Source organism: Pseudomonas cannabina (assembly GCF_900100365.1).
Lineage (GTDB): Bacteria > Pseudomonadota > Gammaproteobacteria > Pseudomonadales > Pseudomonadaceae > Aquipseudomonas > Aquipseudomonas cannabina.
Window position 1 is genome coordinate 343,498 of sequence record NZ_FNKU01000001.1, and the last position, 23,354, is coordinate 366,851.

The following is a 23,354-nucleotide window of genomic DNA, read 5'->3' on the forward strand; positions in this document are numbered from 1 at the left end:
CGTTGCTCGAAGTGAGTGGCATCGCGAGGCTGTAGGTTCCCGTTTCCGGCGGTGTTGCAGGGTGATTTTTCAATACGCTCGCTGGATCTGTTCGCCGCGTGCAAGGAACCAAAATGCCAGTGCCTCCGACTCAGTGCTGACACACCGGCGGAAAAACAGGTGTGGTGCCCTATCGGATCAAGAGGCCGTGAAATGACCAACAGTGACCAGTACCAGAAACTCATCAATGAAATCTGCGCGCTCAGCCTGATTTCCAAGCCTGAGCGTTTTTACGAATCTGCCAATTTCAACATCAGCGAAGTGGACTTCACGCTTCAGTTTCGAGACCGCGATGAAGGCAGCGCGGTGCTGATTTACGGTGACATGGGCACGTTGCCCACGCGTGGCCGTGACAGCGCGCTGCTGGCGTTGATGGACATCAACTTTCATATGTTTTCGGGCGCCCACAGCCCCGCGTTTTCATGGAATGCTCAGACCGGTCGAGTATTGTTGATGGGCTCTGTGGGCCTGGAACGAGCGTCGGCCGAAGGCGTGCTGCTGTTGATGAAGTCGTTCGCGGACCTGGCGAAAGAGTGGCGTGAGCACGGTTTCATGGGGGCCGCCGGAACAACACCCTCCCCGACGGCTCAGCCGGTAACGCCAACAGGCAAACGCGACAGCCTTTCAGCGCCCGGGAGGTTCCAATGAACAACTCGCGAATCGGTGGACCAGGCAGTGTCGAGATCACTCAGACACACCAGCAGCCCGTTGCCACGCCTGGCCCGACCGCCCACCCGAATGCGGTGACGCCAGGTATGCACCCGCCGCTGACGCTCACGCAGTCACAGTCAGGAACGCACGCAGCCGAAAGCTCCGCCGCCGGCGCGGCGCGCCTCAAAATAGCGGCACGCCACGCGGAACTGTTAGAGGTGTTTCAGAGTGAGCGGGCGACAGCGCCGGGCAGCGGAGCGCCGATGATCAGCCCGCATGCTGCTTTACTGATTGGTGGCCTGCTGGAATCCGAAAAGCTGCCGTTTGAAGTTGCCGCAGAACGGTTGTCTCCCGAGCGCTATCAATTGAAACAGTTCCAGGGTTCTGACCTGCAGCAACAGCTGGACAGGTTCGCGGCGCCTGGTCACGCGCCCGATAAAGCTGAAGTCGGCCAGCTGATCAAAGGTTTTGCCACGTCAGTCGCCGATCAACTGGAGCACTTTCAGCTCATGCATGACGCTGCGTCCGCTCCGCAAGGCCCGCATGCCGCCGAAGATCGCGCCGCCCTTGCTGCCAGCCAGACGGCTCTGGGTGGATATGCCGGTCGTGCCAGCAAAGCAATCGGGGAGGGGCTGAATAACAGTATTGCAACGCTGGATGAGAACATCGTTTTGCTGGATGTCAGGCTGCAAAATCCCGAAGAGGGTGATAAAGAGGCTCTGCACGCGGACCGGCAGGCACTGGTTGACGCCAAAACCACGCTGGTCGATCTGCAAGCCGACTTCAGCAAATCGCCTGAGGCCAAACGCCTCAATTCTGTCGCTGCCCATGCCCGACTGGACAACGTGGTCAGTGATCTGGTCACTGCGCGTAATACCGTGGCTGGCTGGAAGGGTGCAGGCCCGATTGTCGCCGCCGCGGTTCCGCAGTTTCTCTCGTCAATGACGCACCTGGGCTACGTGCGGTTGTCCACTGCTGATGGAATACGCAATAAGGTGCCGGATGCCAGCAGCGACGCGAACATGCTCAGAGCAGTGGTCACGGGGATGGTCGCGGGTATTGCCCACGAGACTGTCAACAGCGTGGTGAAACCGGTGTTTCAGGCCGCTTTGCAAAAGACCGGCCTCAACGAGCGTCTGAACATGGTGCCGATGAAGGCTATTGATACCAACTCGGTCATTCCCGACCCTTTTGAGCTCAAAAACCAGAACGGTGAGCTGGTCAGAAAAACGCCCGAGGAAGCGACTGAGGACAAAGCGTCCGTCGAAACCCAGCGAGCGATCTTGAATCAGATGAAGGTTCAGGGCTCGTCCACTCACCCTGTGGGCGAAATGATAGCGTACAGTGCCTTTGGTGGTTCTCAGGCAGTGCGCCAGATGCTCAACGATATTCACCAGCTCAATGGCCAGACGCTGAGTGCCCGAGCGCTCGCGTCCGGGTTTGGTGGCGCGGTCTCTGCCAGTTCGCAAACGATCCTGCAATTGAAGTCCACCTACGTTGACCCGCAGGGGCGCAAGATTCCGGTCTTTACGCCGGACCGAGTCGAAGCCGATCTGGGCAAGGATCTGGCGAAAGGTATGAACCTGCTCGATCCGTCGGTGCGTGCTACGTTTTACAGCAAGGCGATATCGGGTGTGCAGAGCTCTGCACTGACCTCAGCCCTGCCGCCAGTGACAACCTTGCCGAAGGGGGCAAGCGGCACGCTCAGTGCGGGAACGATCGTGCGCAACATGACCCTGGCGGCAACCGGGTCGATTTCCTATCTTTCGACCCTGTATGCCAATCAGTCGGTGGCGGGTGAGGCCAAGGCCTTGAAAGAGGCTGGTCAGGGCGGGGCGACGCCGATGCTCGAGCGCACCGAAACGGCGATGAAAAACATCGTCGATCCAGGCCGGGCTTCGCTGCCGCACACGTTCCAGCAGACGACGTTAGGAGGTTTTCCGAGAAAGCTGGAAAACGCCTACCATTCGGCCAGAGGTGTACTGCAGGTAGCCTCGCAGTTTGGCGTGGACATCGCGCGCGCTGCAGACGGGCTGGCCGCTGACGGCGTGTCGTCATTGCGCAATTCGCTGAAATCGGCAAAGCCGCCTGAAGCACAAAGTCGTCCAGAAGCGAGTCAGCAGGCAAGCGAGCCCGTCGACGAGTCGTATGTCGAGCTACAAACGCCACGACCTGGCCCGACAGCGCCACGCGCCGAACGGCCGGCACCTGTCGTCCCGCTCGACGATGCGCAATTGAGTGCGCTGGAAGAAGGTAAGTTGAGGCGTGTAAATCCATCACGCGCCGAACGGCCGTCACCCGTCGTCCCGCTGGACGACGCTCAATTGAGCGCGCTGGAAGAAGGTAAGTTGAACCCTGAAGATCGGTCTGTTTCCCGTTGACCCCACCGCCGGACACAGGTCGCAGCGGCCTGTTGTCCGGCCATTCCGACCGTTTTATTTTAAAGGACTACAACGATGCAAACCTTGCGACCTGACTTCTCGCGCTTCATCAATGCACTGGGTGCCCAACTGGGGACTTCGCTGACCTTGCAGAACGGTGTGTGCGCCCTTAACGACGCTCAGGACAACGAAGCCGCAGTCATCGAGTTGCCCGAACACAGCGAGATGGTGGTCTTTCATTGTCGTGTCGGGCGTTGCCCCGAACGCGCAGCCGATCTGCAGCGCTTGCTGAGTCTGAACTTCGACGTCGCCCGTTTGCATGGCTGCTGGTTTGCGGTCGATCAGGGCGATGTACGCCTGTGTGCGCAACGTGAGCTGGTGTCGCTGGATGAGTCATCATTCTGTGACGTGACACGTGGGTTTATTGTTCAGGCACAAGAAGCTCGCACATTTCTGCACGCTTGAGGATAAAAAAAGCGCCGCTCATGGCGGCGCTTCACGAGCCTTCCGTGATCAGCTTTTCAGTTCGAACCCTTCCTGCTTCAGTTTTTCAGCCGCGTCCTTGAGTGAAGCCGAGGGCCGCGACAGCTCGCCGTCGAAGGTGTAACCAATCGGTTTGTCCTGGTCTGCACCATAAATGAAGTTGATGCGCCCTAAGGTTTTGGTCACGCTCAGGTTGGCACCGCTGTTGTAACTGACCAGCGGTGTCGGCGACGTGAAGTTTTCTGCCTGGGTTGCGGTGTGGAATACCACCAGCCGCTTGATCCGCATGTTGTTACGATCTTCCAGCAGGGTGGACAGGTCTTTCTGCGTCATGGTGCCGTCCAGACTGCCCTCGTCGATGGCGTCGATCATGGAATCCTTGGGCTCCAGACGCACTCGGGCGAGCGTGCCTTCACTGCCTTCCAGTTCCTTGACCATGGCCCTGAGCTTGGGGTCATTACGCATGAATTCGGCGACCCGCTCGGCATTGCCTGGCGCAGTGGCGTCCCGTACCGAGTCCATGATTTTGGTCATGACGCTTTTCTGGCTGAGGCCGGAGAGGTTGGTTTTACTGGTCTCGAAACGTGCGTTGTCCAGCACGCTGTGTTTGTTGACCGCCGCTTTGTGCTCGATCGTCGCCCGTTTCAAGCTGCGCAGCGCCTTGTACTGTTTGTCGTTTTGCGACGATGTGTCTTTGAACAGCTCATTAAGCCCGTCGAGCTGAGCCTGGATGACCTCGGTCGGGTTCTTGCCGACATAGCGTGCATTGAGAGGGTCGGCCAGTTCCGCCAGTCTGGTTTTCGTGGTGTTGTCCTTGAAGGCTTCTCCCAGGCTCTTGGACAGCTTGGTCAAACTTTCAGTGGTCAGGGGTTTGGCCACATTGAAGCGAAACTTGACCCTTTTTACAGTCTTTGCTTCGATTGTCGCCGTTCCGGCGATGCCCAAGTTGTTGGCAGCGGACTGACTGGCCGGTGCCGTGGCGGGCGTAGGAGTCGCGCCGGGCGTAGTAGTCGGGTTGACGTGGCTGGCGCTGATCTGCGCACGTGCCTGCCCGCCGACCGTCAGGCTGTTGAACCAGCGCGGCCGGTTCTTGCCGCCCTCACGCAGTTCAGTCTTGTCGTTTTTCTGGGTCATTGAATAGTCGGTGTATGACATCAGGTTGGCGGTGACATTCGCCGCGATGCCCAAGCGTGCAATGGCGGAAAACGGCGAGCTGCCGCTTTCGGACAGATTGAAACCGACGCGCGCATCAGGGCCACCGCCGAGCGTGATATCGGCGTTGAACCGGCGCGCCTCGTAACTCTCGTGGTCAACCGCTTTTTTCAACATTTCCAGCGGGCTCAATTTGCCTTCGAACAGGTTGTCGACAAACCCGTCGATGTCTTCGTCCGGGATGTTGAACACCACACCGGCGCGTTTGCTCGCGGCGATCGTGCCTGTCAGGTCTCCGCCGAGGCGCAGGTTGGGCGTCATCTTGCGGTCGTTACCGATATCGACACTTCGGGCTGGATTGTTTTCGTCGAAAAAGCCCGGCCAGAAGTCGTGCCCGGCACCCACGCCCGCACTGACTGTACCCGCAGCCTCACTTATCAGGTACAGCGTGATACCGCTTTCAGTGCGCTCCGCGTTGAGAATGTAATTGCGGTTACCCGTGGCACCCGCAGATGGAAACGGTCCCGCCCCCAGGTCGGAGAGGACGTTGAGCGGGCTGGTGAGGTTGAGGCCGTAGCTGCGTTGCAAGCCGATTTCGTCGTCACCGTGTTCGAGTTGTTTAAGCATGCTTTTGAACCTGGAAGCGAGTTCTGTCTGGTCCTTGCTACCGGTGGCGGCGCGCATGTTGACGCTGACCGCATGATCAGGCTTCTTGAATGATTTCAAGAAAGAGTTGACCGCTTCATAACCGCTTTCCAGCCCGGCGTTGTCGGTAAAACCCATGTCCGTGACCTGCTTGACCGGATTCTCGCCGTAGGTTCTTTCACGCAGTATTGTCAGTTTGTTCTTGAACGTAGTGAGGTCGCGTTGCCGCGGTCGTTCTTCGATCTTGTCCAGCAGATCGCCCAGCTCTTTCAGTGTCACCAGGTCCAGTGCCAGACGCGCTTTGCTCAGTCCATGATCTTCACGTGCGTCGCGGCGTTGCCCCAACGGGATCTCGATTTTCGGATGCGTGAGTTTCAGCCCGCTGCGCTTGAGTGTGCTCAGCAGTTTTCCAGTCGGGTTGTCCGCTGAGGGGCTGACCTGGGTCAGGGCGTCTTGCAGTTCTTTGACCATATCGTGCCCGGAGCTTTTGAAGTTGAGCACAGAGCCCAGTTCTGTAAGCTTCTTGCCCAATTCCCTGCGTGTTGACGGTTTGGCCAGTTCGCCATGCTGATTGAGCAGACCGTCCGTCTGCCTGAGGTTTTTCACGCTACCGTAGCTTTGACCAATGGCCATCAGCGCGGTGTAGCTATGATTTTCCAGCTCGTCGCGAAAGGCTTCCAGGTCCTTGACCAATGTCGCACCCTGGGGCCCCAGATCCAGCCCGGCGATACGCGCTTTCAAATCCTTTCCCGGAGCCGGTGGTTCTCCTCCGGTTTCATGAATCAGTTCCAGTTGCTTGAACAGCCTCGACTCGCTTTCATACACCTCTTTCAACCCCAGCCGGCCGCGGAAGCTGTGTTGAATATGGTTGCCGATGTTCTTAATCCAGCGCGGCGGTTCTGCGGTATTTTTGTAAATGTTGGCCCGGATGTATTCGCTGGTGCTGGGACGATTGCGTTTTTCCACGCCGCCCGCCCCGAGGACATTGATGTCAGTCTTGACCGTCAGCCCGGTGCCGGGAATACGCCAGGTCTTGTTGGAGCGCTTGATGCGGGAATGCACGTCGTTCAAGCCGTTCTCTTCCACAGGACGCTGCTTGAACGCTTGCCACTTGCCGTCCTTGAGCTGCATCAGGCCTTGTTCGGGCGCGTCCTCGATCTGCGCGCTCAATCGGTTGTCATCGTTGCTGAACAGCGCTTTGACCGGTTGCCCCTGCGGCGTGGCCACCGGCGTCCACTTGCTTTCGAGCAGCGCCCCGAGCTTGTTTGCTTGCCAGGCGGTTTTGGGCAGACAGAAAAGCCCGCCGGTGCTGGTCCGCGCATAAAGGTTATGCTTTTCGTCCAGCGAGAGTTCCTTGATATCGCCTTCCAGCCCCGGGAAATCCATTGGCACGGGCGGGTGGTCCTTTTTATGGACGGTCAGAAGGTTCTTGTCATCGAGGGCGAAGAAGCGCGTGTCGCTGACCATGGCGAATGCGGTGATTACCCGGTCCTCCAGCCCTTCGATTTCTTTGCCCATCTCGACTTTGGTCGAGCGTGCCGTCTGCGCCAGCGCGGTATTGTGGTCGAAGGCCTGATTGGGATGTTCGGGGGTGACGGTGAGCCGGAGCAGCTTGCCGCCTTTGAGCACATAGGCGTTGCTGTCTGCGCCCCGTTGCAGGCGGTCAATATCCTTTATCCCGGCGTCTTTCCAGCATTGCGGGGTAGCGTCCCAGCGCTGGATGCGCCCACCGCTCATGCCCACCAGCCCTGCGCGATCGAGGTTGAGGCGGTTGGCGGGCTCTGGCGCTGTCGGCATGTTCAGGCCACGCGTGTTATCCAGTACCAGCGCGTTGGTCAGGTTCCAGCCGCTTTCCAGTTTCGATGCCTGCTCGTCGAGCGCGTGCGAGTGGATCTCGCCCTGACGGTTTTTGATCAGCGCATGCACTCGGCCATCATCCCCGTTGATAAACCCGGTGACGCTGTTATGGCCGCCCATCGCTTGACCTGCCAAGGTGTAATGGGTCCGCTCGGGCATCAGGCGCAACGTCGGTTCATTTTTTTCGAAGGCGTTGCGGTCGGCGCTGTAAAGCCTGCCCTGATTGTCGGCAACAAACAGCTTGTTGGCACTCAGCCCGATTGCCACGGCTTGCGCAAGGCCGTGATCGAGCTCCAGGGTTTTGGTCTTTTTCGGCGTCAGGCTGCCGATCACCGGGCTCATGTCAGTCAACAGAACCGCCTGAGTCTCCTTGCCGCTGAGCAACGCCGCGGTGTTGTCTGGTGCCACCGAGAATGCAGCGAGCTCTTTGACCTCGACATGCGGCATGAACGGGCTGGAGAGGTCGACGAGCACGTCATCGCTTTTTGCGTAAACCGAGCCATTACCCCCGGTTGCCAGGCTATTGAAGGCAATCTCTTCCGTATGTTCCGGCGCTTTCCAGCGGGCGCTTGTCGGGTCGAACTGGTACAGCCGGTCTTCATGTACGCGCAGCCGGTCGCCACTGCTGGTCTGGTATACATCGGTGATATGGGCGAAATGTGCCTTGCCGGGTAATTCCAGGCTATTGCGTCCCCTAGGGGCGTCGATGTGGATATGGTCGCCGACACGCTGCATGTCTACGGCCGGCGGTTTGTTTGCTTCTACCGCGAGGGTTGCCGTGCTGCTACGAATCAACGCCAGCGAGCTGTCGTCCTGCTCCAGGTGCAGCAAATGCCCATTGGATTGCAACAGTTGGTGTCCCTGTACGCCTTGCTGACTCTGGCAAGCCAGATAGGTTTGTCCTGATTTAGTGAGAATGTCGCTCAGCAGCGGTGCCATGCCGGGCGTGTCGAAGGTGGAGAAGTCGGGCTTGCCATCAGCACCCAATTGAATAGTGCCTTGGGGTGGCGCGTTGCGCACCAGTTGCTCGTCCTTGAATTCGAAACGACCGCCATCGCTACGCTGCAGGCGAGGTCCCTGAGTTGAGGACGGTTCAATCGGGTCATCCGCTTTGGTTCCGGAACTGCTTGCCTCATCAGGCCTGGTGGCCCGCAATGACTTACCTGTGTCATCGGTGCCTCGATGACTGCTGCCGGGCAGGCGAGATTCGCGAAGATCATTTTTTACTGTTTGCCCATTCGACGTGGGCGGTACGGTTCTGGTGTTTCTGGCAGGGGGAGAGGTGGCAGGCGCCTGGCGAGGCGCTTTGGCTTTCTGAAACAGCTTTCCGGCTTTTTGAAATATCCGTTTACCGACACTTCCCAGCGAGTGCGAGGCGCGCTGGGTAGGCTGTTCGGTCCGCTGCTGCAGGTTGGCGGGGTTGCGAATGTCCGCTGTTGCTGGTTGCTGGATTACGTTTCCGGTGTTCCGGTTGGCCGTCGATACCTGCACGGTGAATCTCCTTGTCCTTTGCTGCCAAGCGATGGCGAGGTGAATCCTGAAAAATCCTTCATCAACTGGGTGTCGCGAGATGACTGGCGGTTCCACAGAAATGCACTCGGCTGAAATGTTTCAGCAAAAAGGTTTTAGCGTGGATATTGACTGCATTGGGAACCGGAATGGCGAGCGCGCCACGTAGGGTGGACACGCACAGGACATTCCCGCCAATGCCAGCCGCTCTCTTTCACAGTTCCAGCCCTCGCTTGCTGGCTCGCTCGGTTCAAATCGCCGTGCTGGCTTTGGGCTCGCTGTGTGTGGGCTGTCAGTCAGTCGACTACTACCAGGCGCGTTATGACCGCGCGCCGCGCCTGGTCGCAGGGTTGGTGTATGGCGCGCCTGATGCGCAAGCCGATGCTGGCCTGCCGGCGGTTTCCGACATGCCCGCTTACAGCGGCGAGGACGTCTGGCAACGGCTCGCTGAACGTTGCCGATTGCTCGACGGGCAGGGCGTCAATGAGCGGATAATCCGTCAGCGTGACTGGCTGCTGAGTAATCGGGGATTTGTGAGCGGTGCCAGCGGTCGCGCCGGTCCTTATCTGCACTTCATTGTCGAGCGTCTGGATGAGCGCAGAATGCCAATGGAGCTGGCGCTGTTGCCGATGATCGAAAGTTCCTACAACCCCATGGCCAACTCACCGGCCGCGGCGGCGGGCCTGTGGCAGTTCATTCCTTCTACCGGGCGGCAATTCAACCTGTCTCAAAGTGCCACCTACGACGCGCGTCGGGACGTGGTGGCCTCCAGCAATGCGGCGATGGATTACCTGACCCGCCTGCATGCGCAATTCGATAATGACTGGCTGCTGGCGCTCGCGGCGTATAACGCCGGCGAGGGCACCGTCGGGCGAGCCATTGAAGCCAACCGACGACGCGGCCTGCCGGTTGATTACTGGCACCTGAACTTGCCGAAGGAAACCCAGGATTACGTACCGCGTCTGCTCGCGCTGTCGCTGTTGGTACGCAACCCTGGCGCCTACGGTGTAAAGCTCACCCCGGTCGCCAACGCGCCTTATTTCGATGTGGTTCAGCTTAACCATTCGGTGGACCTCACCCAGCTCGCCGCTACTACAGGCGTCGATGAAGCCCAACTGGTACGACTCAACCCGGCTTTCTTGCGGAAAAAAACGCCGGAGGGCCCCGGACGTTTGCTGATCCCCAAGGCCCACAAGCAGATTCTGACAGCGGGTATCGAGCGTATTACGGGGGAGGCGCCTGCCACAATCGCCATGCCTCAAAGCGCTGGAAAACGAGCAGTCGAGCGCTTGCCGTCGCCCGCGCCCGTTCAGGTGGCCGAACGTCAGCCATTGCCCGCGCCAGTCCAGGTGGCTGAACGCCAACCGCTGCCTGAACCCGTGGCGGTGGTCATAAAAGAACCTGTGCCAAAGCCTCCGCAAGCCGAGCAGCCCGCACAAGCTGCCGAGCAGCCACCCTCGTCCAGGCCGACGGAGCCCGTGCAGATTGCCGAGCAGACACCACCGCCCAAGCCTGTGGAGTCTGAACAGGTCGCGGAGCATCCGGCGCCTCCTCAAGCCACCTCGCTGGCATCGCAAACCGACAACGATCAGGTACCGACCTTGATACGAAAAGGCCGACTGTATTATGACCGTTCGTCGCCACGTAAACGCGAGGAGTACGAAAACCGCAATGGCCCGCGCGAGCTGCCCAGTGGCCCGAGACTCGTGGTTTACGCAAGTGACACACGCCAATAACCCCCTTTTTTGGCAATTTCCTCATTAAAAATCGCCTGAAAAATGCTCCTTTTTAGTGCTTTTGCCTTTCTGGAGCTCATTGGGCGGGGAGAGGCAGGTATATGATTTCTACTCTTTTTTCATATTTTGGATCGTAAAATGGCAGGTCGCCACCACCCATTTTATTGTCCTGAGTCATTGCATGTCTGAACTTTGTAAAAATTTGTAAGGAGAACCTTACACATATTTAGAAACACTCTCAGTGATGACGGGGTATCAGTGAGGTTTATAGCGCGCCAAGGGGCGTAGAGCGGCAATCCGTGATTGCCGGATTGTCCGACAGTTAAACGTTTAAGCAGAGTAACGATTTGCAGAGCAAGCGGGCAGCAGGCTGCAAAAGTTGACCACGTGTTCGGTTTGCCGAATGGGTGCGTGGCGACTGGCAGCCTCGGAGGGCTTCGAAAAATCAGGGGGTTCGCTGTCCACTCAGTCGGGTGTGAGAGCCGCCGTTCGGAAACCCGAATGGCATTCAAAAACCATCCAAACGATGGGTGGCCGTTTTTCAAAACTGCCATTACCACTGTCTATATTGCGCTGTTTATTTAAGTCTATTAGTTCATTAGCTTGTGCTGCCAGTTAGTTGGATTTCAACCGTGCTATTCAAAAAGCCGGTGGTTGAGTCAGATGATTAAAGTATTGGTTTTCTCTATTGTTTTAATAGTTTTTTCTGTACGGAGTTCAATAACTATTGAACGACAGTCTGTTTTTTAAATTTTGGTTTCCAAGGTTACAGATTTGAGTCTTTTTTGTGTTGCTCGTGGTCCAGAACGGGGCGCGACGCCCCAAGGGCTGGCCAGCAGGCGCCGAAGGCCCGGGGCTGTGCCTGCAACACTATGATTATCTTATGGAAATATAGATATTTAGAGCGTCATCTTAAAGCGCTGAGCTATACCGAGTGTACAGTCGGGTACGTTTACCAAGGGAGGCGCTGATTTATTCGATTTTTCGTCCCTGCAACGCTCTGGAGGCCTTGATTTATCTGGGGGCAACAGCTGGGTTTTAGAATAAATCAGCGTCTCCCAAGTGATAGTAGTTCTCATGTTAGTGGTTTTTTTCTTCTGCGTCGGGGAACTAAATTGCTATATGTCTGCCTTGTAAGACGTGGTATTAATATCTCGCTTTCCACCCGTCATGAGAGTGATCGATGAGCACAGACATAGATAAGGACGTTCGAACGTGTTGGGACGTAACTGCATTATCGGCTGGTCATCAAATCGCAATGAACAGCGCATTTCTGGATATGGATTTGCTGCTTTGCGGGGAAACCGGCACCGGCAAGGACACCCTGGCCAACCGGGTTCACCAGCTGTCCAGCAGGTCAGGACCCTTTGTAGGCATGAACTGTGCGGCCATCCCCGAGTCGCTGGCAGAGAGCCAGCTGTTCGGTGTGGTCAACGGTGCATTCACGGGAGTATGTCGTGCTCGCGAGGGCTACATCGAGGCTTCCAACGGCGGCACGCTTTATCTGGATGAAATCGACAGCATGCCGTTGAGCCTTCAGGCCAAGCTCTTGCGCGTGCTGGAAAGCCGTGGCGTCGAGCGGCTCGGCTCGACAGAGTTCATACCGCTGGATCTGAGGGTGATTGCATCAGCCCAACGTCCGCTGGATGAACTGGTGGAACAAGGACTTTTTCGTCGCGACCTGTTTTTCAGGCTCAACGTGCTGACGCTTCAGCTGCCAGCCTTGCGCAAACGTCGCGAACAGATCCTGCCATTGTTCGACCAGTTCACCCAGGAAATCGCGGCTGAATTCGGCCGCGCCGCCCCCACGCTCGATAACGAGCGTGTGCAGATCCTGCTCAGCCATGACTGGCCGGGGAACGTGCGTGAATTGAAATCTGCGGCCAAGCGGTTCGTGCTCGGGTTCCCGCTGCTGGATGTCGAGCCGGCCGAAGCGCGCGACCCAGTGACCGGGCTGCGCATGCAAATGCGCGTGATCGAAAAAATGCTCATCCAGGGTGCCTTGAAGCGGCATCGACACAACTTCGACGCCGTGCTTCAGGAGCTTGAAATGCCCCGGCGAACGCTTTACCACCGCATGAAGGAACTGGGGGTTGCGGCGCATATCGACGCAGCACCCGGAGTCTGAAGCGCTGCCGTGCTTACGCAACGCTGATGTCATTGGAGTCCCGACATGAATCTTGCCGATGAATTTGACGATGACCTGGACGTGGAGCGCGTGCCCAATCTGGGGATCGTCGCCGAAAGCATCTCGCAACTCGGTATCGATGTCTTGCTGTCAGGCGAGACCGGTACGGGGAAAGACACGATTGCCCGGCGTATTCACGCGATGTCCGGTCGCAAGGGGCGCCTGGTCGCGATGAACTGCGCAGCGATTCCGGAATCCCTTGCCGAGAGCGAGCTGTTCGGGGTCGTCAGCGGCGCCTACACCGGTGCCGACCGTTCTCGGGTGGGTTACATCGAAGCGGCGCAGGGCGGAACGTTGTATCTCGATGAGATCGATAGCATGCCGCTCAGCCTGCAGGCCAAGCTGCTGAGGGTGCTCGAAACCCGTGCACTGGAACGCCTGGGCTCGACCTCTACGATCAAGCTGGATATCTGCGTGATCGCTTCGGCCCAGTCGTCTCTGGATGATGCCGTCGAGCAAGGAAAATTTCGTCGCGACCTGTATTTTCGCCTGAACGTACTCACCCTCAAGCTGCCGCCGTTACGCGATCAGCCCGAGCGTATCTTCCCCTTGTTCAAACGCTTTGCAGCGGCGGCGGCCAAAGAGTTGAACGTTGCGGTACCCGAGGTCTGCCCGTTGCTCCAGCAGGTGCTGATGGGCCATGACTGGCCCGGCAATATCCGCGAGCTCAAAGCTGCGGCGAAGCGCCATGTGCTGGGTTTCCCGTTGCTGGGGGCCGACTCACCGGGTGAGGAACACATGACCAGCGGGCTCAAGTTGCAGCTGCGGGCGATTGAGAAAGCGTTGATTCAGCAAGCCCTGAAACGTAACGGCAATTGCATCGATGCGGCAAGCCAGGAGCTGGATATGCCACGCCGTACGCTCTATCGACGGCTCAAGGAATTGCAGATCTGATTTTTTTGCATTTCTGCTGGAACCGAATCTTTGGCAGTTGCCACCTAGTCAGTACCAAGCAATCACGCTGGTGAAAACGAAGAGGTGACACGTTATGGCTGGCAAAGTTGACCGAAACAACCAAACAAACTATGACACGTCTAAGATGCCTAGCGGCCACGTCAACGACGAGTCGGTCACAGCGCAACAGGACGCCAACAAAACGCTGGACATAACTCAGGCAAGCCTCATCAAACTGCAGACCGCCGAACAGGTCAGAAAGATGAAGATGGATACCATGAACCTCATCGCCTCAGGCAAGCAAGACTCTGCGAACAAAATTATGAGCAGCATGGCGAAAACCGCTAGCGGCATCAACTTCTAAGTGTTCTAGAACGCCCCCTCTGCTGAGGGGGCAGCTATACGAGGGCGGGTTTATGCAAGGTGCGAGCAGAGTCGGTGCCGGGAACAGTCTGGTCCTGGTGATGAACCTGGGCGGTGCCCATAACGACAATCAGAACATCAGCAACTCCAGCAAAGCACTTCAGGAGGTCATCGCGAAGCTGGCCCAGGCATTGCTGAAGAAAGATGGCGGGCTTGATGAAAGCTCACCGCTTGGCAAAATGCTGGCGAAGGCGATGGCGCAAAACGGCAAGTCCGGAGGCGGCATCGAGGACATCATCGCCGCGCTCGACAAGCTGATCCACGACAAGCTCGGCGACAACTTCGGTGCGTCTGCCGACATGAATGCAGGTTCCGGTTCCGGCGCCGGCAATGAAGATGGTGGAGGTGTCGGTGGTGATGCGGGTGGCCAGTCCGACCTGACCACACAGGTACTCAACGGCCTCGCCAAGGCGATGCTGGATGATCTGCTGACGCCTGATAGCCAAGGGTCAAGTCTGTCCAAAGACAACCTGCCGATGCTGGAAAAGATCGGGCAATTCATGGACGACAACAAAGCCCAGTTTCCCGCCTCTGAATCAGGGTCATGGAAAAATCAACTGACTCAGAACACGCAGCTTGGCGCGGATGACACCAAGACGCTGCGCGCGGCGCTTGACATGTTGAGCCAGCTGCTCGGCAAGCAGCAAAACGACTCCGGCATTTCCGGTGGAGGTCTGGGTAGTCCATTGACAGACTCGACGACTTCGCCTGATGAGACCGATGACAGCACGTTGAATACCAATCCCGCCTCCAACGTTGATAACGGTGGCAATGGAGATTCGGGGCTGGGACACCTGTTGGGTGACCTGTTGGAGCGCGGTCTGCAATCGACTATTTCGGGTGGCGGTCTGGGCACGCCTCTTGGCGGGAAGGAGCACTCAAGTGGCAAATCCGGTCATGGCGACCCGCTGCATCTCCACGATCTGGGTCAGTTGCTCGGCGGTCTGATAGAGAAAGGGCTCAAAGCTTCACCTCAAGACGACCAGAAGAAAGGTAGTGACGATTTGAAAATCAGTGCCGAGCTGACTGCTGCGCTGCTGGTCAGTTCATTGCTGCAAGGCAACAACAAACCGGTCCTGTCCTGACAGATGTCCGCCTGATCCTGATGGAGAGCACGTATGACCATTTCCCATTTCAGTAGTGTGAATAGAAGTACAACCGAGCTTGGACAGGACGTGCAACCCGGTCTCGCCTTCGAGCCGGTTCAGGCGGACGCTGACCTGTTCAGCGCAGTCAGTGCACCTGACAAATCGCCTGCCACCTCAAGGCTTTCCGACAAGGTGGCAAGCGCTCTTTCCGATACGCTGGGCGGTAGTGAAAAACTGTCGGAACAAGCGATACGAGCCCTGAAAAAGTTGCCTGCCAGTGGAGACGGTGAGGCGGTTCTTCAGATGGGCCGCGCCCTGTCGCAATGCTCGCTGCAAACGGCGCTGACGACCAAGGTCGTGAGCAAGAGTGTCCAGGCGCTCGACAAGCTGACCAACCTGCAGTAGAGGTTTACGTGAGATTTCTGAGCGCAGGGTTCCTGATGGTATGCATGCTGCTGCTCGGCGGTTGCAGTGACGAAACCGATTTGTTCTCCGGACTTTCCGAGCAGGACGCCAATGAGGTTATCGCACGCCTCGCCGATCAGCATATCGATGCACATAAACGCACGGAAAAGACCGGTAACGTCGTGACGGTCGCGACCAGTAACATGAACCGTGCCGTGCGTGTGCTGGATGCTGCCGGATTACCCAGGCATTCACGCACCAGCCTGGGGGAAATCTTCAAGAAGGAGGGGGTGATTTCGACCCCTCTGGAAGAGCGCGCTCGATACATCTATGCGTTGTCTCAGGAGCTCGAAGCAACCCTGTCGCAGATAGATGGTGTAATTGTGGCGAGGGTGCATGTCGTGCTTCCTGAGCGCATAGCACCGGGCGAGCCGGTTCAGCCTGCCTCTGCAGCGGTGTTTATCAAGCACTCTGCGTCACTCGACCCGGACAGTGTGCGCGGGCGTATCCAGCAAATGGTCGCCAGCAGCATCCCGGGGATGTCCACGCAATCGGCAGAGTCGAAGAAATTCTCCATCGTCTTTGTGCCGGCGGCGGAGTTTCAGGAAACGACACAGTGGGTAAGCTTCGGCCCCTTCAAGCTGGACAGCGCAAACTTGCCATTCTGGAACCTCATGCTCTGGGTTGTGCCTGCCTGTGTGGTGCTGTTTTTGTTGGCGAGCGCCTTGCTGGTACGCAGTGACTGGCGCGCCAGTGTTCTGCGTCGGGTCGGTCTGGGTGGCACGAGTCGTTCGAATCTGCCGGCGCGTGCATGATGCGGTCTACTGCCGAAGACCATTGGGTCAGCTGGTGGTGCAATCCATGGCAGTGGGCGCATCCGGCGTGGCGAAGCAGGTTTGCAGAAGGCTGCGGCTTGTCGGTCAGCGATTGTGATGCGCTCATGACCAGCCGCCACGGCTTGTTTTTGCAGGCTATGGGTATAGAACCCACTCAACCGCCTGCGCCAACCGAGGTGCTGTCGCGCTGGTTGGCATTGACGGTTTCTCAGCAAGACCACGCTCTGGACCTGGCGCGGCGTGTCTGCTTCGCTAAAGAGGCAGAGGGTGCTGACGGTCAATGGTGTCAGGGGCTTGCCAAAGCCTTGCGTCCGGCCATGTGGTTACAGCCCGACAGCCAGGATGAGCGATTGCTGCTGGGTGCCTGGCTTGGGCCGGATTACTGGCCACGCGTGCGACTTTTCTGGGCGCCGGGTGAGGTTGCCGAGTCGCTCTGTGACGTTCCTCAGAACAAGTTACAGACGTTATGGCAAGCCATTCTCTGGCGCATCACCGCAGCCTGATCCCGTCTCATTCTTTATTTCTTCTTCATCGCATCGGGGGTTTTTCATGCTCGCCAAACGCAGTATTGCCATGACGGCTGAAGCGCTGCTGCCTGAGCCTGTCTTGCGCCGCGAAGTGCTCGCCGACAGCCTTCTGGCGCGCGACATCCTCACCCGTGCGCAGGTGCAGGCTGATGAGTTACTGGCTCGCAAACAGGCAGAGGCTGACCGGCTTCAGCAACAGGCTCTGGTGCAGTTCTGGGAGTCGGCCAACGCGTTGCTCGCTGAATTGCAGGCTCAACGCGAGGCGTTGCAGCAACAGGCTATGTTGGCTGTGGAGCAGCTGTTGAGCGAGTCATTGCGGCATCTGCTGGACGACACCACGCTGCCTGAGCGGGCGAGGGCGCTGGCCCGAAACCTGGCAGCCAGCCAGCTCAATGAAGTGGTCGCGACGCTTAGCGTTCATCCCGAGATGGCGCAGCCGGTGAGTGAGTGGTTGACAGAAAGCCGTTTTGTCGAGCACTGGCAGCTCAAGCGTGATGCAGCGGTTGCCGTGGGCAGCCTGCGTCTGAGTGATGCCAATGGCGCATTCGATATTGACTGGGCGACGCTGCGTAACGGACTGCAAGGCGGCGATGTCACGGTGGATGCTTGACGTTCGTCGCAAAATGGAACCGCCATAAGCTTTTGCTCCACTCAGGGTCTGAACCCTTTTGTTGGAGCGACCCGCATGATCAGTTTCAAAAGTCTGCAAAACCATCTTGATCATTCTCTGAGCCGTGCTAATAGCGAGCTGGAGGATACCGCCATGGACGCCTCGGAAAGCGGCTCAGTTGAAGACGTGAAAGCGTTCACTGATGCCCAGCAGCAGCTCAGCGTCGCCAACCTTGCCGCAAGCGAGTGCCTGCGCGTCAAGCACAGCAGTACGAAAGCAATCATCGATGGAATTCAGTGACTTCACCGAGGTCCTCGGCCAGTGGATCAGCCAGCGCCCTTCCAGTGCGCTGGACTGCTGGATCGACGACGCCAATGCACGTCTTGCCAGGGATGGCAACGGCATCACATGCAGCATTGAAGTGCTCGATCCTTATGATTCCCAAGACCCGCAAAGACTTGAAGCCTTGCTCAGCGAAGGCGGCGCAAGCTTGGCATGCGGTTGTTACGGCGCTCTCGCTATCGATCCGCAGACCCGTTGTTGTGTCCTGCTGTGCTGGTTACCGGATTCGTGCAGCCTTGATGACCTGCTTGACCGTCTGGAAGGCCTGGCCAATCAGCGTGCGGCCATGCTCAACCTGATGCACGCCACCATTGGCAGCCCTGTGCCCCTGTCAACCGGGCACCCGACTCTAAATCACCGGCAACCGGGAGTGTGAAATGCGCAAGGCCTTAATGTGGTTGCCCTTATTGTGGCTCATGATTACACCTGCCACCTGGGCGGCAGTGCCTGAAGCCTGGAAACAGACCGCCTACGCTTACGATGCCCGGCAGACCGAACTGGTGACGGCATTGGCCGACTTCGCCAAAGAGTTCGGTCTGGCGCTGGATACGTCCGAAATACCCGGAAAACTCGATGGCCGTATTCGTGCCCAGAGTCCTCAGGATTTCCTCGACCGACTGGGTCAGGAATACCATTTTCAGTGGTTCGTCTATAACGACACGCTTTATGTCAGCCGCTCCAGTGAGCACACCTCGGCGCGCATCGAGGTTTCATCCGATGCCGTGGATGACCTGCAAAAGGCACTGACCGATGTTGGCCTGCTGGATAAGCGTTTTGGCTGGGGTGTCTTGTCGGATGAAGGTGTGGTGCTGGTCCGGGGCCCTGCGAAATATGTGGAGTTTGTGCGCGACTACAGCAAGAAAGTCGAGAAGCCGGACAAGGCAGACAAGCAAGATGTTGTGGTGTTGCCACTCAAATATGCTAACGCAGCTGACCGCACCATTCACTATCGTGATCAGGAGCTGATGGTTGCAGGTGTCGCCAGTATTCTGCAGGAACTGCTGGAGGCCCGCTCGCGAGGTGATGACATCAGTAGCGTCAATATGCTGTCGGGCTCTGGTGGCAGTACCTCAGGCTTGGGTGGGGGCGCTGGTTCCAGTCTTTCTTACAATATGGACTCGAGTGGCATCGATACCAGTGCCGTGCAGCACGGTATTGACCAGGTCCTGAGCTTTGGTAGCAAGAAATCCGGTAAAGGCGGAAAATCAGGCGGAAAGTCAAGTATCCGGGTCAGTGCGGACGTGCGTAACAATGCCGTGTTGATTTACGACCTGCCATCGCGCAAGCCGATGTACGAGAAACTGGTCAAGGAGCTGGACGTCCCACGTAACCTGATTGAAATCGATGCAGTGATTCTCGACATTGACCGCAATGAGCTCGCACAACTGTCCAGTCGCTGGAATTTCAATGCAGGCAGTGTCAGTGGCGGCGCCAACCTGTTCGATACGGGCACCAGTTCTACGATGTTTATCCAGAACGCCGGCAAGTTTTCTGCCGAGCTTCATGCGCTCGAAGGCAATGGTGCGGCATCCGTCATCGGCAATCCGTCGATTCTGACCCTCGAAAATCAGCCGGCAGTCATCGACCTGAGCCGTACCGAATACCTCACGGCAACCTCCGAACGTGTCGCCAACATCATGCCGATCACCGCCGGTACAAGCCTTCAGGTCATCCCTCGCTCACTCGATAACGAGGGCAAACCGCAAGTGCAATTGATCGTCGACATCGAGGATGGCCAGATCGATGTGTCGACGATCAATGATTTACAGCCGAGTGTGCGCAAGGGCAACGTCAGTACTCAGGCGGTGATCGCCGAGCACGGTTCCCTGGTGATTGGTGGCTTTCACAGCCTGGAATCCAACGACAGGATTCGCAAGATCCCGCTTCTGGGCGACATTCCCTACATCGGTAAGCTGTTGTTTCAGTCCCGCAGCCGTGAGCTGAGTCAGCGTGAGCGATTGTTCATCCTGACGCCTCGTTTGATCGGTGACCAGGTCAATCCAGCCCGTTACGTACAAAACGGCAATCCGCACGACGTCGATGATCAGATGAAGAAGATCAAGGAACGGCGCGATGGTGGCGAGCTGCCGACGCGGGGCGATGTCCAGAAAGTCTTCACGCAGATGGTCGATGGTGCTGCGCCAGAGGGAATGCGTGCTGGCGAAACGATGCCTTTTGAGACCGACAGCCTGTGTGACCCGGGCCAGGGTTTGACACTCGATGGCCAGCGCTCGCAGTGGTATAGCCGCAAGGATTGGGGGGTTGCTGTCGTTGTCGCGCACAACGATACCGACAAGCCGGTGCGGATAGACGAAAGCCGATGTGGCGGTCGTTGGGTCATCGGCGTCGCTGCCTGGCCTCACGCCTGGTTGCAACCGGGGGAGGAAAGCGAGGTGTACATCGCTGTACGTCAGCCACAGATATCGAAAATGGCGAAAGAAAGCCGGCCATCACTGCTCCGGGGGGCGAAACCATGAAGATAAGTAGCATTGCCATCGTTCTATTGGTGTTCGCTACCCTGACAGGGTGTGCCACCCACGGCTGTTCGGGCTACGCGTGCAAACGCCCGGACTCCACTCACCGCGAACTGGTTATCTGGTGGCCGCCAGACATGCGCGACGGTCTGGACGACCAGGATCATGAGCGGGATTACTCTGTCGTGCAGCTAAAGGACTGAAGATGATTGAGGTAACGGAAAAAGTGGCGTTCTACACTCAGGTCGCCGCTCAGAGCCCTGCCGTATGGCCGGTGGCTAACGGGGTAGCCTTCGTCAGCCGTCGTGAACATCAAGACTGGGGTATTGCGCTGCACATCGAAGTAAGAGCGCTGCGCCCCGAACAACTGCGAGAAGCACTGCAACTCAGGTTCTCGGAGGCGGAGCGGTTCAATAACTACTTCCTGTTTCTGGACGTCCAGCGTGATTTCGTTGTATGGCATGCAGTCAGCGACGCGCCTGACTCGGTCACCAATCTGGATGAAATCCGGCGACACGAGCTGATCCTGGCCGGTTTGCATCATCTGGCCTAGCCCTGTCAGCGCGCATCCCCAGACTGAAAGATGACCGCTTCCACACTGTGGAAGCGGTTTTTTCGTTCTTGCTGTTCAGTTCACCGGGCAGTCACTGCAATAGCCTCGCCTCACAGCAAGCAAAGCACCGCGTGTGTCAGGTCTGGGATACGCTGAAGAAAGAGACTTGGTGGGGGTGAGCCGGGCGACGCTTTGCTTGCTCGCGAAGGCCATGCCTCAAGCGCAACCTCTCTACTGGATGTACCGGACCCCTTGGTGAGCTAACTCTCTCGTGTTTCTGTGTGTTGCGAGACAGCAATTTCCATCAACACACGTTACTCGCGCACAAGCAAAGCAGCGCACGTGCCCGCGCCTGGAACCACCGGGCCAGGCGCGCGCCGAAACAGGAAGCGCTGTGCAAGTGAGAAAGGAGAAAGGGTCTACAGCTCGACTTCGACCTGGATAATCTCGTCGGTGACTTCTTCCAGCTGACGAACCACTTTGTAAATGTGACCCACAGCCAGCAGGGTAGGGCGGGGGATGTATTTGCCAACCTTGACCCGGTACAGCGTGCGGGTCAGCCAGATGCTCTGTACCACAGGAATGCCGGCTTTCCTGGCTTTGGCAATCAGGTCCAGCGCATCATCGTCTTCCCCCTTGCAATGAATCAATGGCAAAGGTGTTTCGCCCGGTCGGTAATACAGTGCTACCGCGTAGTGCGTGGGGTTGACCAGCAGCATGTCGGCATCTTCCACCGGTTTTGGCGCAGCGCTGGGTGCCTGATTGAGAATTTCGTGAGCAAGCTGACGACGATGGCCTTTGACGTGCGGATCGCCCTCTGACTGTTTGTGTTCTTTCTTGATGTCTTCATGGCTCATGCGCAGCTTTTTAGCATGGAAGTATTTCTGCAACGCAAAGTCTGCCATGGCGATCACCAACAGCAGGCCTAATATCACCCGCAGAATGTGCCTGAATAGCTCGAGCAGTGCGTGCCAGTACGTGACCAGATCGCTGTTGGCCAGAATGATCAGGGTGCCCAGTGCCGGTTTTACCTGGCTGTATAACGTTGCACCAATGGCGACGGCCTTGAGAATACTCAGCAGCAGGGTGGTGATGTTCTGCCCCGAGAACATCTGCTTGGCGTGGGAAAACGGATTGATCTTGTTGATGTCGATCTTCAAGGCTTTAGGTGCAAACAGAAAGCCGATCTGCACCCAACTGCTGATCAGGCGCATGAGCATCGCCAGGCCAACGCTGCATAAGGTGAAACTGATCAACACTGAAAGGCCTTCGCTGGTGAGGCGCTCGACCGCCGAGAGGAAGGAGCGGTCGATGCCCTTGAAGGAAAGCGCCAGCAACGCTTGCAGTCGATTGACACTCTCATCGGCAAGACCGAGGGTCAATTCGCTGACGGCCATCAGGACCAGTAGCTTGCCCAGGTCCTGGCTCTGTCCGACCTGGCCTTTTTCCCTCGCATCACGTATCTGTTTGGGCGTGGCCTTTTCTGTTTTTTCGCTCACGGCACTTGCACCAGCAGGCCGAACAGCGATTTCAGGTCGGTCAGCTTAAGCAGTTGTCCGGTGCCCAGTTCCAACAGTGTTGGCAAGTAGATGAGCAGAAATGCCAGGCCGGCCATACTCTTGGCCGGCATGGCCAGGATAGAGACATTCAGTTGTTGCGCGTACAGGCCAATGATTGCAAACCCCGCTTCGATCAACAGCAGCAGCGCGATGAAAGGCGCGGCGTAGAGCATGATGTGGCGCATTGTCTGATTCAGTTGTTCGAGAAAGACGCCCAGACCGTCGGCTGTCATGCCCGGCAGCCAGGCGGTAGGTGGCCAGACACTGTAACTGTCCCAAATGACTTGAGTGATCAAGGACAATCCGCCGGTGAGAATCACCAGCATGATCAGGACTTCCTGAAACAGCTCGCCCAGGGGTGTTGCGTCCGGGCCAAGGCTGGGGTTTATCTGCCCTCCGCTCAGCGCGCCGCGCTGGCTGTCCAACAGTGCACCGACAGAGGCGAACATCCAGAACGGCGCATACAACAGCAGCCCCATCAAGGTGCCCAGTACCGCTTCCTTGATGATCAGGCCGCCGATTTCAAACCAGTTACCGTTCATCAAGCTCAGTGCACGGCTGATGGCAGGCGCAGGGATCATCGAAACCGCTGCCACAACGGCATAGCGCAAAGGCCCTTTGAGGTACTTGAAGCAGAAGGCCGGTACCAACATCATGCACGGCACCAGGCGCGCCATCGCCAACGCTATGCCCTGCATAAGCTCGAAAAGGTATTGCGCGTCGAAGGGCATCTAGTGATTGACCCCGGACCGAGCGATCAGGTCGAAGGCCATGTTGATGAACTGGATCAGCTCGACACCGATCCAGCGTCCGGTCATGGCCAGCGTCATCCCGACCGCGCCCAGTTTGATACCGAAAGGCAATGTCTGGTCCTGGATCTGCATCAGGGCCTGCAGTAACGAAGTGATCACGCCCACGATTACCGCCACTGCCAGGGGAGGCGCGGTAAGAATGACCACCAGAAACATGCCTTGCTTGAACAACGCCAACGCTTCCATGGTC

22 protein-coding genes are annotated in these 23,354 nt (G+C 57.6%); 18 read left to right on the top strand and 4 right to left on the bottom strand.

Features of this window, described 5'->3' with window-relative positions; all coding sequences use genetic code 11:
* The first annotated feature begins 192 nt into the window (after window positions 1-192).
* From BLT55_RS01635 to BLT55_RS01645, 3 genes are all read left to right on the top strand, one after another.
* Window positions 193-687, top strand: coding sequence for a CesT family type III secretion system chaperone (locus BLT55_RS01635; protein ID WP_054999382.1), 495 nt, complete (start codon window positions 193-195; stop codon window positions 685-687).
* The gene (locus BLT55_RS01640) at window positions 684-3,071 is read left to right on the top strand and encodes a restriction endonuclease (RefSeq protein ID WP_223862749.1); all 2,388 of its coding nucleotides are present in this window, start codon (window positions 684-686) and stop codon (window positions 3,069-3,071) included. Before BLT55_RS01635 ends, BLT55_RS01640 begins: the two co-directional genes overlap by 4 nt.
* 75 nt (window positions 3,072-3,146) lie before the next feature.
* Window positions 3,147-3,536, top strand: coding sequence for a type III secretion system chaperone (locus BLT55_RS01645; protein WP_054999383.1), 390 nt, complete (start codon window positions 3,147-3,149; stop codon window positions 3,534-3,536).
* Between the two features lie 48 nt (window positions 3,537-3,584).
* Here BLT55_RS01645 and BLT55_RS01650 read toward each other — a convergent pair whose 3' ends face one another.
* The gene (locus BLT55_RS01650; protein ID WP_310886930.1) at window positions 3,585-8,363 is read right to left on the bottom strand and encodes an AvrE-family type 3 secretion system effector; all 4,779 of its coding nucleotides are present in this window, start codon (window positions 8,361-8,363) and stop codon (window positions 3,585-3,587) included.
* 27 nt (window positions 8,364-8,390) lie between these two features.
* Here BLT55_RS01650 and BLT55_RS34475 point away from each other — a divergent pair, with 27 nt between their 5' ends.
* From BLT55_RS34475 to BLT55_RS01725, 15 genes are all read left to right on the top strand, one after another.
* Window positions 8,391-8,813: a hypothetical protein gene (locus BLT55_RS34475; protein WP_310886931.1), complete on the top strand. Its 423-nt coding sequence runs from the start codon at window positions 8,391-8,393 to the stop codon at window positions 8,811-8,813.
* Window positions 8,814-8,914: 101 nt separating this feature from the next.
* Window positions 8,915-10,453, top strand: coding sequence for a lytic transglycosylase domain-containing protein (locus BLT55_RS01655; protein WP_054999385.1), 1,539 nt, complete (start codon window positions 8,915-8,917; stop codon window positions 10,451-10,453).
* Between the two features lie 1,183 nt (window positions 10,454-11,636).
* Window positions 11,637-12,581 carry a sigma 54-interacting transcriptional regulator gene (locus BLT55_RS01665; protein WP_074799885.1) on the top strand — a complete coding sequence of 315 codons (945 nt, stop codon included), beginning with the start codon at window positions 11,637-11,639 and terminating at the stop codon, window positions 12,579-12,581.
* A gap of 45 nt (window positions 12,582-12,626) precedes the next feature.
* Entirely contained in the window at window positions 12,627-13,535 is a 909-nt protein-coding gene (locus BLT55_RS01670) for a sigma 54-interacting transcriptional regulator (RefSeq protein WP_054999386.1), read from the top strand.
* A gap of 94 nt (window positions 13,536-13,629) precedes the next feature.
* Window positions 13,630-13,899: a type III secretion system major pilin HrpA gene (locus tag BLT55_RS01675; RefSeq protein WP_054999387.1), complete on the top strand. Its 270-nt coding sequence runs from the start codon at window positions 13,630-13,632 to the stop codon at window positions 13,897-13,899.
* Between the two features lie 52 nt (window positions 13,900-13,951).
* Window positions 13,952-15,043: a harpin HrpZ family protein gene (locus tag BLT55_RS01680; protein ID WP_054999388.1), complete on the top strand. Its 1,092-nt coding sequence runs from the start codon at window positions 13,952-13,954 to the stop codon at window positions 15,041-15,043.
* Between the two features lie 33 nt (window positions 15,044-15,076).
* Window positions 15,077-15,451, top strand: coding sequence for a type III secretion system inner rod subunit SctI (gene sctI / locus BLT55_RS01685; protein WP_054999389.1), 375 nt, complete (start codon window positions 15,077-15,079; stop codon window positions 15,449-15,451).
* An 8-nt stretch (window positions 15,452-15,459) separates the two neighbouring features.
* Window positions 15,460-16,266, top strand: a complete 807-nt coding sequence (gene sctJ / locus BLT55_RS01690) for a type III secretion system inner membrane ring lipoprotein SctJ (RefSeq protein WP_054999390.1) — start codon at window positions 15,460-15,462, stop codon at window positions 16,264-16,266.
* Window positions 16,266-16,790, top strand: coding sequence for a hypothetical protein (locus BLT55_RS01695; RefSeq protein ID WP_054999419.1), 525 nt, complete (start codon window positions 16,266-16,268; stop codon window positions 16,788-16,790). Before sctJ ends, BLT55_RS01695 begins: the two co-directional genes overlap by 1 nt.
* 46 nt (window positions 16,791-16,836) lie before the next feature.
* Window positions 16,837-17,424, top strand: a complete 588-nt coding sequence (gene sctL, locus BLT55_RS01700) for a type III secretion system stator protein SctL (RefSeq protein ID WP_054999391.1) — start codon at window positions 16,837-16,839, stop codon at window positions 17,422-17,424.
* Between the two features lie 75 nt (window positions 17,425-17,499).
* Window positions 17,500-17,724, top strand: a complete 225-nt coding sequence (locus tag BLT55_RS01705) for a type III secretion protein (protein WP_054999392.1) — start codon at window positions 17,500-17,502, stop codon at window positions 17,722-17,724.
* The gene (locus tag BLT55_RS01710) at window positions 17,711-18,142 is read left to right on the top strand and encodes a hypothetical protein (protein ID WP_054999393.1); all 432 of its coding nucleotides are present in this window, start codon (window positions 17,711-17,713) and stop codon (window positions 18,140-18,142) included. The genes BLT55_RS01705 and BLT55_RS01710 overlap by 14 nt, the downstream gene beginning before the upstream one ends.
* A 1-nt stretch (window position 18,143) precedes the next feature.
* The gene (sctC, locus tag BLT55_RS01715; RefSeq protein ID WP_054999394.1) at window positions 18,144-20,243 is read left to right on the top strand and encodes a type III secretion system outer membrane ring subunit SctC; all 2,100 of its coding nucleotides are present in this window, start codon (window positions 18,144-18,146) and stop codon (window positions 20,241-20,243) included.
* Entirely contained in the window at window positions 20,240-20,443 is a 204-nt protein-coding gene (hrpT, locus tag BLT55_RS01720) for an HrpT family type III secretion system protein (protein ID WP_054999395.1), read from the top strand. Before sctC ends, hrpT begins: the two co-directional genes overlap by 4 nt.
* A 2-nt stretch (window positions 20,444-20,445) precedes the next feature.
* Window positions 20,446-20,793: a hypothetical protein gene (locus BLT55_RS01725; RefSeq protein WP_054999396.1), complete on the top strand. Its 348-nt coding sequence runs from the start codon at window positions 20,446-20,448 to the stop codon at window positions 20,791-20,793.
* A gap of 419 nt (window positions 20,794-21,212) precedes the next feature.
* On the opposite strand, the gene sctU is transcribed toward BLT55_RS01725, so the two are convergent.
* The 3 genes from sctU to sctS are packed head-to-tail and all read right to left on the bottom strand — an operon-like array spanning window position 21,213 to window position 23,350.
* On the bottom strand, window positions 21,213-22,292 hold the full coding sequence (gene sctU / locus BLT55_RS01730) for a type III secretion system export apparatus subunit SctU (RefSeq protein ID WP_054999397.1): 1,080 nt from the start codon (window positions 22,290-22,292) through the stop codon (window positions 21,213-21,215).
* On the bottom strand, window positions 22,289-23,083 hold the full coding sequence (gene sctT, locus BLT55_RS01735; RefSeq protein ID WP_054999398.1) for a type III secretion system export apparatus subunit SctT: 795 nt from the start codon (window positions 23,081-23,083) through the stop codon (window positions 22,289-22,291). The genes sctU and sctT overlap by 4 nt, the downstream gene beginning before the upstream one ends.
* Window positions 23,084-23,350, bottom strand: a complete 267-nt coding sequence (gene sctS, locus BLT55_RS01740; protein ID WP_054999399.1) for a type III secretion system export apparatus subunit SctS — start codon at window positions 23,348-23,350, stop codon at window positions 23,084-23,086. It abuts the gene before it with no gap.
* Window positions 23,351-23,354: the final 4 nt, after the last annotated feature.